Here is a 9,405-nt window from a genome sequence, read left to right on the forward strand (position 1 = left end):
TTTCGGGCGTGGCATGAACTTTTGTCAGGGCCGGAGCTTTAAACGCCTGGCTGCGCGGCTCGCCCGTAAATACCCAGAAATGTCCTTCCTGCGTCGGCTCGGTGGCATCGACCTGAAAACGCGTCAGTTCATGGGCCAAGCTTTCGCTTGTGGCCTGCTTGTCGTTGGGCAGTACAAAAATGCTGACAAGCCCCTGGTAGTTTTCTCCGGCCTGATCTTTGACTCCCAAAATCAGCATGCACTCTTCATCTTTACCGGAATGAAAGCCCGTACGCTCTTCGCCGTCCCACCCGGCGGGCAGGGCCGCGCTGAAGCGGGTGAAATCTCTGATTTCCGCTCCGCGTACGTCAGGGGCAGGCTGCCCGGCATGGGCGACACTGCCCATGCTCAGGCCACAGAGTAGAAGCAGCAGAAAAAAATGGGTAAAACGCATATGGGCCTCGCTTTGTCTTGGCGTTATGATCCGTGCAGCCGGAGACGGCGTGTTTTTGCGCGGTTCAGGCCGCGCTGTGCAACAGGGCAGTGATGAACGGCAGGCTCTGCCGTATGACCAGCAGGGCCAGTGCCAGCCAGTTGAGCCACAAAAACTGCATCCGGGACCGCAGGGTGAACAATATGGTCCAACAGGCCACTGCCAGGGTCAGAGGCACAAGGCCCGTGATCTGGGGCATGAGCCAGTCGGGCAGCGTCTGGCCGCTGAATGAAAGTCCGATAAACAGCCCCCAGCGGTCAATGCAGCGAGGTACGTAGCCGATCATGGCCCACAAGGCGGCCCAGCGGGCGGCCTTTTCAAGATCGGCCGCAGAAAAAGCGCGGTTTCCCGGCATGGCGGCGGAAGAACCGGAAAACTCGCGCCGGGCCAGTGAAAGCGCCAGCAGGGCCATGGCTCCCGCCGGGGCAAAATTTGTAAAATAGTCATGGGTGGCAGTACCAAGCACGGCTGAAGCCATGCGGCCCCAGTCCAGCCCCTGCGGCGGGCCGGAAAAAGACCAGTTGGGCAGGGCGTGGGCCGCAAAAAAGCAGACAACGGCCAGAAGGTACAAAAAAAGCCTGCTGCGCATGGCATCGGTATCAAGCTGGTTGCTCGACGCTTCATTCTCTGCGGCAAGCGGCGATTTCCGCCCTTTGCGCGCCGAGCGTCCCTTGCTGCCCCGGACGCCGGGGTTCGTTTCGGGATTGTCGGTGGGCAGGCCGATGGCGAGGGGGCTGCTTCTGTCCATCCTGGTGACAAACCAAAGGCAGCACAAGCCGGCAATCCAGGCCAGTACCGTGGTGGTATAGGGCAGTACGGCAGCGTCCCACAGGGCCAGACCGCTGATGTGGCTGCCGGAACCACCAAAGCTGAGGATTGTTCCCACCAGATTGGCGGCGGTGAGCAGGGGGCCGAGCAGGCCCAGCCCCAGGGCCAGGCGTGTGAGGCGGCGTGCCCCGGCAACGCACAACCGCGCATTGCCGCGCCTTCCGGCAAGCAGGGTCAGGGCCAGGATGGCGGGCAGGGCGGCTGCGGCATTCATGCCTATGCTCAAAATGCCGGAAGCCCATTGCCAGTAAAAAAGCCATTCAGGTATATTTTGCATGCCGTCTTGTAGCCTGTGAGAGGCGCGCTAGCAAGATGCGCGCGTGGCCTTTCTGCGGTTTACCGGGCAGCACGTGTGGCATTTCCGGCACGTGTTTTGCGGGTTCCGGGCTGTTCAGCATTGCCGGACATTCCGGCAGCAGTGAGTATTTTTCACTGTCGGGCTGGTTGCTTGTACAGCGCAAAGGCATGCTCTATAGTGGTTCGAGCCGTAAACCATAACCAGCCGGGTGCCTGCCCGCGCACGAGATGTACCTTTATGACGATTTTCGCCGTCTTTTTGCTGGCCATAGCCCTGTCGATGGATGCTTTTGCTGTGGCCGTGGTCTCTGGTTGCGCTCTGCAAAAACCCAAAATTCGCCATTATGTGCGCCTTTCTGCCGCCTTTGGTTTTTTTCAGTTTGCCATGCCGGTTATCGGATGGTGGCTGGGCGTGTCCGTGCGGGAATACATGGAAGCCTGGGACCATTGGATTGCCTTTGTGCTGCTGGGCTGGATTGGAGGCAAGATGGCCCTTTCGGGCCTGCGGGCGCTCAGGAACCGTGAGTCCTGCGCCTGCCCTTCGGTCGATCCCACCGCTGGCCGCAACCTTATGGTACTTGGGGTGGCCACCAGCATAGACGCTCTGGCCGTGGGCCTGTCTCTGGCTATTCTTGGTACGCCCATCTGGGCGGATGCGGCCATCATCGGCATTGTTTGCGCGGTAATTACGGCTTGCGGCGTGTATCTCGGCAAGACGCTGGCAAACCTTTGCGCCCTCAACGGATGGGCGGAACTGGTGGGAGGCTTGACGCTGCTTGCCATTGCCTGCAACATTCTGCGAGAGCATCAGGTTTTCTGAAATCACGCCCGCCTGCGCGCGCCGCCCGTCCTGCCGGACCAGCAGGCCAGATTGCACGGCGGAAGAACAAGGAGGCCATATGTCTACTGTCAGCGCCAAATATCTCGGTGACCTGCGCGTGGAATGCGTGCATAACCAGAGCGGCACCAGGATTATCACCGATGCCCCCAGCGACAACCAGGGCAAAGGCGAAGCATTTTCACCAACAGACCTTTGCGCTACGGCCCTTGGGGCCTGCGCCATGACTATTATCGGCATTTATGGCAAAAATCACGGTGTGGATGTGACCGGCACAGAAGTGGAAATCACCAAGACCATGAGCGCCGACCCGCGCCGTATCGGCAGAATTGAGGTTACCTTCAAGATGCCGCCGCGCGCATATTCCGCCAGAGAAAAAGCCAGTATAGAGCGCTGCACCTCTTCCTGCCCGGTGCATCTGACGCTGCACCCCGAAGTGGAGCAGGTCTTTACATTTATCTGGCAGGACTAAGAGCGTGGTGCGGCAATTCTTTTGCCGCGCCGCAGCAGTCTGTTCTGCACCAGGCCGGGCCTGCGGCTCGGAAAGCGTTTTTTGCGGCCATGCCGCAATGTCCCAAAACTTTTCATGATGGCCTTTCCGCAGTCCGTTCAGGCATTCTTTTGAGATTCGCTGCGGCGGCTTCTCTTGTGATGGGAGGGGCCGTCCGCAGTTTTTCACGCACCTTCTTCCTCAGAGAAAAACATGTCCGCAACGCCGCTGGTCTCAGTCATCATCCCTTCCTACAATTACGGTGCATTACTGCCGGAAGCCGTGACTAGCGCTCTCTCGCAGCGCACTGACGGCCTTGGTGTGGAAGTAATTGTGGTCGATGACGGCTCCACGGAAAAGACGGGAGAAAGTGCCGAAGCCCTGGGAACGGGCGGTGTTGATATCCGTCAGAAAAACCAGGGCCACGCCGCCGCGCGCAATACCGGCTTGCGGGCAGCGCGAGGAGATTACGCGGCTTTTCTCGATGCGGACGACCTGTATGCGGAGCATCTTCTGGCAGGCCAGTTGCGGATTTTCGCGGAAAATCCCGATCTGGACATGGTTATCTGCCGCTGCGTGGAAAAGCAGGAAGGGGCAGCGTCTGGCGCTCTGCATCTGTGGCCTCTGGTCAACAGTCATTGGGATGTGCACTCCTGTCATGCCAATCTGGCCCCGGTGCATTGCCATCTTACACGCATGGAACTTGTGCGCCGGGCGGGTTTTTTTGATACGGCGCTCAAATCTTGCGAGGATCATGACTTCTGGCTGCGCTGCCACGGCCTGGGGGCCAGGGTGGGGGTGAATCCCCTGGGACTTGTCATCTACAGAAAGCACGGCGACAACATGACACATAATGCCGAACGCATGTTTTTTCATGACGCCCTCATGCATATCAAGGTGCACGGCATGCTCGCCGATCTGCCCGCCTATCCCTCGGACAAGCTCGGCGGCTGGCTGGCCCACGCTGCGGCCTGCCTGTTTTCTACCGAAGTCATGGCCTTCAATAAAAGCATGTCAGACAAGATGCAGGGTCTTTTTGCGCAGGCCGTGCGCCATGCCGCATCACTGGTCAAGGGAGAACGCGGCGAGACGGATGCGCAGGTGCTGCGTCTTCGCACATACTATGTCGCGAAGTGCCTGCTTCTGGCCCAACCCCAGAAAGAACGGCTTGCGCCCGAGGCCGTCAAGGCGGTCATGATATTGAAGCATCTTTTCCCCGAAGTCGGGCAACTCGCGCCGCATGCGCTGGAAGCCCGGACGGCAAAAAATTACGCCCGGCTGTGTCTTTCAAATTCTCTGGGCCTCGGGCGTGGTGATTAAAGATCGTTCCGATAAGGGACTGCCGTGGCCTGCGCCGGCGGTAAAACAGGCTGGAGACCGCGCGGCTGGTTACCCACTGAAGGCAGCCTGTTGCGCCTTGGCCGAGGGCGGAGTTCCTCATGGAATGGAACATCCTGAAGGGACCCGGCATCGCATTTGCCTTGCCGTTTTTCAGGCAAGAGGCTATTGCATTGTGTGAAATTCTTCCGCTTTTGCGCGGAGATGAAGGAGATTCTGATGCCGAAGAACGCGGCTCTCATTCTGGCGGCGGGCAAGGGTACCCGCATGCATTCCGATAGACCCAAGGTTTTGCAAACGCTGTTGGGCGAGCCGATGCTGGCCTGTGTGCTTGAGGCTTTGCGCCCTGTTTTTGCTGAAGATGTGTGGCTCGTTGCCGGCCACCGGGCAGAGATGGTCAAGGCCGCTTTTCCGGAGGTTCCCTGTGTTCTTCAGGAGCAGCAGCTTGGCACAGGGCATGCGCTCATGCAGGCTCTGCCGGCACTTACCAAGGCCGGGTACACTCACCTGCTGGTCGTCAATGGCGATGCGCCCCTGCTTTCAGAGGGCCTTGTGCGGCAGTTTCTGGCCGAAGCCGTGGGTGCGGACCTTGCCTTTGCCACCATTGATCTTGACAGCCCCGGAGCTTATGGCCGTGTGGTGCGCGAAGGAGATGACGTGCGCGCCATTGTCGAGGCCAAGGATTACGACCCGGCTCTGTACGGCCCGCCTACCGGCGAGGTCAATGCAGGCATGTACTATTGCGCTCTGGACGCCGTGGAGAGCCTGCTGCCCCGCCTGGATAATGCCAACAAGAGCGGCGAGTATTACATTACCGACCTGATAGGTCTGGCTGTGGCGGAAAAATATGACGTGCAGGGCGTGCGCTGCGGGCGCGACGATGGCCTCATGGGCGTGAACTCTCCCCTGGAACTGGAACGGATGGAAGAAGCCCTGCGCGAGCGCCGCGTTCATGACCTGCTCGCTTCAGGCGTTATCATCCATGCGGCGGCAAGCGTGCGCGTGGGGCCTCTGGCCCATGTGGAAGCCGGGGCTGAAATTACCGGCCCTTGCGAAATCTACGGCCGTTCGCGGGTTCTGCGCGGCGCCTCCATAGCCTCGCACTGCGTGCTGCGCGACAGTGTCGTCAGCGGTGGAGCGCGAATACATTCATTCTCGCACCTTGAAGGGGCGGAAGTGGGTGAAGGCGCGCTGGTCGGGCCGTACGCGCGGTTGCGCCCCGGGGCCGTCCTTGAGGCGCAGTCTCATGTGGGCAACTTTGTGGAGCTGAAAAAGACGCGCCTGGGCCAGGGGGCCAAGGCCAACCATCTGAGCTACCTTGGCGATGCGGAAATCGGCGCGGGCAGCAATATCGGAGCGGGAACCATTACCTGCAATTATGACGGGAAAAACAAACATCTCACACGGATAGGCCAGCGCGCCTTTATCGGCAGCAATACCGCCCTGGTGGCTCCGGTGAGCGTGGGTGACGAGGCGCTCGTGGGAGCCGGTTCGGTCATCACCCACGACGTGCCCGCCGGAGAACTGGGCATTGCCCGTGAAAAACAGAAAAATCTGCCGCGCAGGAAGCCCTGACGCGCGTCCGTTGTTTTTTTGCCGAGCGGGGGTACGTCGTCTCGGGGGGGCGTTTTGGCGGCGACAAAGGAACTGGAGCCGGGCAGGCGAGGGCTTGCCCGGTGCGTGAGTTCCGCCTTTTCAGGGGCTGCCGCGGTCGAATGCGCGCCGGTTGCGCGCCTTAATCCCCCGCGCAAGGCGTCGCGCGACGCGGTTTTTTTTCGACTTTACCGCTTCCATTCTTGCCAAGGGTCTGGTGCGGTGCTATTTATCAGGCATGGAACTTCTGGAAAAGCTTGAGACGCAAGTTGCGGCTCTTCTGGCCAGGCTTGACCGCCTTCGGGCGGAAAACGAGCGCGTCAGCGCCGAGTCTGCCGCTTTGGGGGAGGAAAAGGCCGCCCTGGAAGATGAAAACCACAGGCTGCGCGAAGCGCTTGAAAATGAAGAGCAGCTGCGTGCCCAGGCGCTCAAACGCATTGACGCCGTGTTGCGCAACATTCAGGAGCATGACAGCGTAGAGTAGGTTTTTGTGAATCAGGAAGCTATCAACCTTACCGTTCTTGGACTGAGCATAGCCTTCAAGCCCGGCGCAGATATGGACCGCGTGCAGGAAGCTGTGAGGCTCGTAGAAGAACGGTTTACTGACCAGAAGCTGAGGTTCCATGGAGGGCAGACCAAGGATATTCTGCTGACCTTTATGGCCCTTGGACTGGCGGATGATTTGTTGCAATCGCAAAAAGAGCTGGCAGGCGTGCAAGATCGCATAGCTGCCATGCTTTCCAAGATAGAGGGATCTGTTTAGATCCCGAGGGCGCTTCCCTGGGGGGCGCGTGATTTATGCCTCGGTGCTAACCTGACAAGTATGTTAAAGGGAGTTGTCTCTGTCCTCAGTGTGCATGCCCGGCCACGACCGGGACGCCTGAAGGGGACATACTGGCTCCCGACCTGGTTATCCAGGTTCTGTACCGCACGCATGACACGGCTCTCTGGGGAAAGCCGCTTTCAGAAACAGAGCAGTTTGGGTTCCGGCTTCCGCGTTGGGGTCTTCACTTCTTTTTTGCAACACCATCCATGTTGCCGCGCCTGCGGCACCCAGCCAGGGTTTCAGCAGCCCTTTGGGCTAAATTGCTACGGCGGCACGTAACGGGCTGCCGGTGTTCGCCGGGCGGGCTCTTTCAGGGCCGGTCCCGTATTGATAAAAGAGAGGCTGGATTCATGGACCCATTAGTTATAGCGGCGCTGCTCGCGTCTGTGGTGCTGGGGGCGGCACTGGGAGCGGTGGTGTGCAAACGGTCTACAACCAAGCGTATCGGCGACGCCGATGACCTGGCCAAGCGCATTGTGGCCGAGGCCCGCAAGGAAGCGCAGGCACAGAAAAAAGAAATTTTGCTCCAGGGACAGGACGACCTGTTCAACCAGAAGCGCGAGCTGGAAAATGAATTCAAGGAGCGCGAGCGCGAGGTCAAGACTCGCGAGCGCAAGCTTGAGGAAATGGGCGGGCGCCTTGAGGAAAAGCTTGAAAAAGCCACCGCCAAGGAGCACGAACTGCTCGCTTCGGAAAAAGACCTGGCCCGTAAAGAACGGCAGCTTTCAGAAACAGAAATGTTCCTGCAAACCCGCATTGAGGAGCAGGAGCAGCGCCTGGCGCAGATTTCGGGCTTTACTGCTGAAGAAGCCAAGGCGCAGCTTTTTATGGAAGTGGAGGCGAAGACGCGGCACGAATCGGCCAAAATGATCCGGCAGATCGAAATGGAAGCCCGCGAAACCGCAGACCGCAAAGCCAAGGAAATTCTCTGTAACGTCATTCAGCGCTATGCGGGCGACTATGTGAACGAGCAAACCGTCACTGCCGTCACCCTGCCCAGCGAAGATATGAAAGGCCGCATCATTGGCCGCGAAGGGCGCAATATCCGCGCTCTCGAGTCTGCCACCGGTGTGGATCTCATCATTGACGATACCCCTGAAACAGTCATTCTTTCCGCCTACAGCCCGTTGCGTCGCCAGGTCGCCAAAATGGCGCTGGAACGCCTTATTCAGGACGGACGCATCCACCCCGCGCGCATTGAAGATATTGTTCAGAAGTGCGAGCAGGAACTGGATGCCCAGGTACGCGAAGTGGGTGAACAGGCTACTTTCGATGCAGGTGTGCACGGCATACATCCTGAAATCGTTCGCCTTCTCGGCCAGTTGCGCTACCGGACCTCCTTTACGCAAAATGTGCTGCAGCATTCGCTTGAGGTGTCGGCCCTGTGTGGCATGATGGCGGCAGAGCTTGGCATGGACGTGAAGAAAGCCAAGCGCGCCGGATTGCTGCATGACATAGGCAAGGCCGTGGACCACGAGGTCGAAGGGCCGCACGCCCTTATTGGCGCGGATCTGGCGAAGAAGTACAACGAAAGCCAGGAAATCATCCATGCCATCGCCGCCCACCACGAAGACCAGCGCCCCTCAACGGCCCTGGCCGTGCTGGTACAGGCTGCGGATTCCATTTCCGGTGCACGCCCCGGCGCGCGCAAGGAACTGCTGGAAAACTATGTGAAGCGGCTGGAAGACCTGGAGGGCATCGCCACCAGTTTTGATGGCGTCAGCAAGGCTTACGCCATTCAGGCCGGACGTGAAATCCGCGTGATGGTTAACTCCGATCAGGTTGATGACGATACGACCTATATCCTTTGCAAGGATATAGCTGAAAAAATTGAAAAAAATCTGACATATCCCGGGCAGATCCGCGTAACGGTGATTCGTGAGCGGCGCGCCGTGGGCCTTGCCAAGTAGGCAGGGCGGCACGGGGCCGGGCCGGATATACGGCTATGATGCAAGACCCCCTTCTATATGTATTTGATCTGGCGGCCAGCTTTATGCTGGCCGCCGCCGCATCTTGCCGGGCGCGCAACGGCGGAGCGCACTTCAGCGGTGCGGCGGTTCTGGCCTGTCTGGCCGGGCTGGCCGCGCCGCTTTTGCGTGATGCCCTGCTGGGGCATCCCGTCCTGGCGCTGAACAGGGGAGATTACCTGGCTGCGGCCGTGGCCGGCGCGGTGGCCGGAACCCTGGCTGCGCGTCTGGGCCATGCATGGCGGGCGTTTTACTGGCTGGACAGCCTGGGGTTGGGACTGGCTGCCGGGGTAGGGGGCGTGCGTGGCGCGGTTTTCGGTCTGGGCGTTGTGGGCTGCCTTGTTCTGGGGGTACTGACGGCACTGGCCGGGGGGTTGGTGCGGGATGTGGCCCTGGGGGACACTGCCCGGCTGGTGGAGGAAGATAGCTACGCTACTGCGGCGGCCCTGGGCGTTATGCTCGCCCTTGTGGCCCTGCTTTACGGCGGCATGCCGCTGTGGGCGTGCGTGCTTGCGTGCTGTGGGCTGGTACTCGTGCTGCGTTCCTTGCGTCTGCGTAAGGGTCTTCAGGGCGGCATTTGAAGCCGTTTTTTCAGAATTGTTGAAAAAAATGTAAATAAGGCTTGACTGTTTTGATTTGTTTCACTATCTTCTCTTTTCGCGACACGGGAACGGATTGAGCCTGAGCGCGGCGAAGAAAAATCGCCGAACCGGCAAAAAGAAGTTGACAGGGTTGCGAAAAGGGAGCATAAGCCTC

The 9,405-nt window shown here is 59.5% G+C and carries 10 protein-coding genes and 1 other RNA gene; 9 read left to right on the plus strand and 2 right to left on the minus strand.

The window, feature by feature from the left end; genetic code table 11:
- Together QZ377_RS12120 and QZ377_RS12125 are read right to left on the minus strand one after the other, a co-directional pair.
- Positions 1-433, minus strand: a 433-nt coding sequence (locus QZ377_RS12120) for a hypothetical protein (RefSeq protein ID WP_291441440.1), incomplete at its 3' end; no start/stop codon positions are given.
- Positions 434-497: 64 nt separating this feature from the next.
- Positions 498-1,577, minus strand: coding sequence for a spidroin-2 (locus QZ377_RS12125; protein WP_291441442.1), 1,080 nt, complete (start codon positions 1,575-1,577; stop codon positions 498-500).
- A gap of 258 nt (positions 1,578-1,835) precedes the next feature.
- Between QZ377_RS12125 and QZ377_RS12130 the strand changes: the two genes are divergently transcribed.
- From QZ377_RS12130 to QZ377_RS12170, 9 genes are all read left to right on the plus strand, one after another.
- Complete coding sequence (locus tag QZ377_RS12130) at positions 1,836-2,417, plus strand: manganese efflux pump MntP family protein (RefSeq protein ID WP_291441444.1); 582 nt, start codon at positions 1,836-1,838, stop codon at positions 2,415-2,417.
- A gap of 79 nt (positions 2,418-2,496) precedes the next feature.
- Positions 2,497-2,907, plus strand: a complete 411-nt coding sequence (locus QZ377_RS12135) for an OsmC family protein (RefSeq protein WP_291441446.1) — start codon at positions 2,497-2,499, stop codon at positions 2,905-2,907.
- A 231-nt stretch (positions 2,908-3,138) separates the two neighbouring features.
- Positions 3,139-4,245, plus strand: coding sequence for a glycosyltransferase family A protein (locus tag QZ377_RS12140; protein ID WP_291441448.1), 1,107 nt, complete (start codon positions 3,139-3,141; stop codon positions 4,243-4,245).
- A 237-nt stretch (positions 4,246-4,482) separates the two neighbouring features.
- Positions 4,483-5,838 (plus strand): bifunctional UDP-N-acetylglucosamine diphosphorylase/glucosamine-1-phosphate N-acetyltransferase GlmU, encoded by a 1,356-nt coding sequence (gene glmU / locus QZ377_RS12145; protein ID WP_291441450.1) that lies wholly within the window; start codon positions 4,483-4,485, stop codon positions 5,836-5,838.
- A 256-nt stretch (positions 5,839-6,094) separates the two neighbouring features.
- Positions 6,095-6,340: a cell division protein ZapB gene (locus tag QZ377_RS12150; RefSeq protein WP_012625317.1), complete on the plus strand. Its 246-nt coding sequence runs from the start codon at positions 6,095-6,097 to the stop codon at positions 6,338-6,340.
- 6 nt (positions 6,341-6,346) lie between these two features.
- Positions 6,347-6,619 (plus strand): cell division protein ZapA, encoded by a 273-nt coding sequence (locus tag QZ377_RS12155; protein ID WP_291441452.1) that lies wholly within the window; start codon positions 6,347-6,349, stop codon positions 6,617-6,619.
- 11 nt (positions 6,620-6,630) lie between these two features.
- Positions 6,631-6,814: non-coding RNA, 6S RNA (ssrS, locus tag QZ377_RS12160), on the plus strand.
- A 218-nt stretch (positions 6,815-7,032) separates the two neighbouring features.
- Entirely contained in the window at positions 7,033-8,592 is a 1,560-nt protein-coding gene (gene rny, locus QZ377_RS12165) for a ribonuclease Y (RefSeq protein ID WP_291441454.1), read from the plus strand.
- Positions 8,593-8,627: 35 nt separating this feature from the next.
- A complete protein-coding gene (locus QZ377_RS12170; protein WP_291441456.1) occupies positions 8,628-9,230 on the plus strand; it encodes a TRIC cation channel family protein in 603 nt (200 codons plus the stop codon).
- Positions 9,231-9,405: the final 175 nt, after the last annotated feature.

This window comes from Desulfovibrio sp., assembly GCF_019424165.1.
In the GTDB taxonomy this organism is placed as follows: domain Bacteria; phylum Desulfobacterota; class Desulfovibrionia; order Desulfovibrionales; family Desulfovibrionaceae; genus Desulfovibrio.

What these genes read in the sequence shown, in the direction of transcription:
- QZ377_RS12150 (WP_012625317.1), top strand. Translation starts at nt 6,095, where the DNA reads ATGGAACTTCTGGAAAAGCTTGAGACGCAAGTTGCGGCTCTTCTGGCC.
- rny (WP_291441454.1), top strand. Translation starts at nt 7,033, where the DNA reads ATGGACCCATTAGTTATAGCGGCGCTGCTCGCGTCTGTGGTGCTGGGG.
- QZ377_RS12130 (WP_291441444.1), top strand. Translation starts at nt 1,836, where the DNA reads ATGACGATTTTCGCCGTCTTTTTGCTGGCCATAGCCCTGTCGATGGAT.
- glmU (WP_291441450.1), top strand. Translation starts at nt 4,483, where the DNA reads ATGCCGAAGAACGCGGCTCTCATTCTGGCGGCGGGCAAGGGTACCCGC.
- QZ377_RS12125 (WP_291441442.1), bottom strand. Translation starts at nt 1,577, where the DNA reads ATGCAAAATATACCTGAATGGCTTTTTTACTGGCAATGGGCTTCCGGC.
- QZ377_RS12135 (WP_291441446.1), top strand. Translation starts at nt 2,497, where the DNA reads ATGTCTACTGTCAGCGCCAAATATCTCGGTGACCTGCGCGTGGAATGC.
- QZ377_RS12140 (WP_291441448.1), top strand. Translation starts at nt 3,139, where the DNA reads ATGTCCGCAACGCCGCTGGTCTCAGTCATCATCCCTTCCTACAATTAC.
- QZ377_RS12170 (WP_291441456.1), top strand. Translation starts at nt 8,628, where the DNA reads ATGATGCAAGACCCCCTTCTATATGTATTTGATCTGGCGGCCAGCTTT.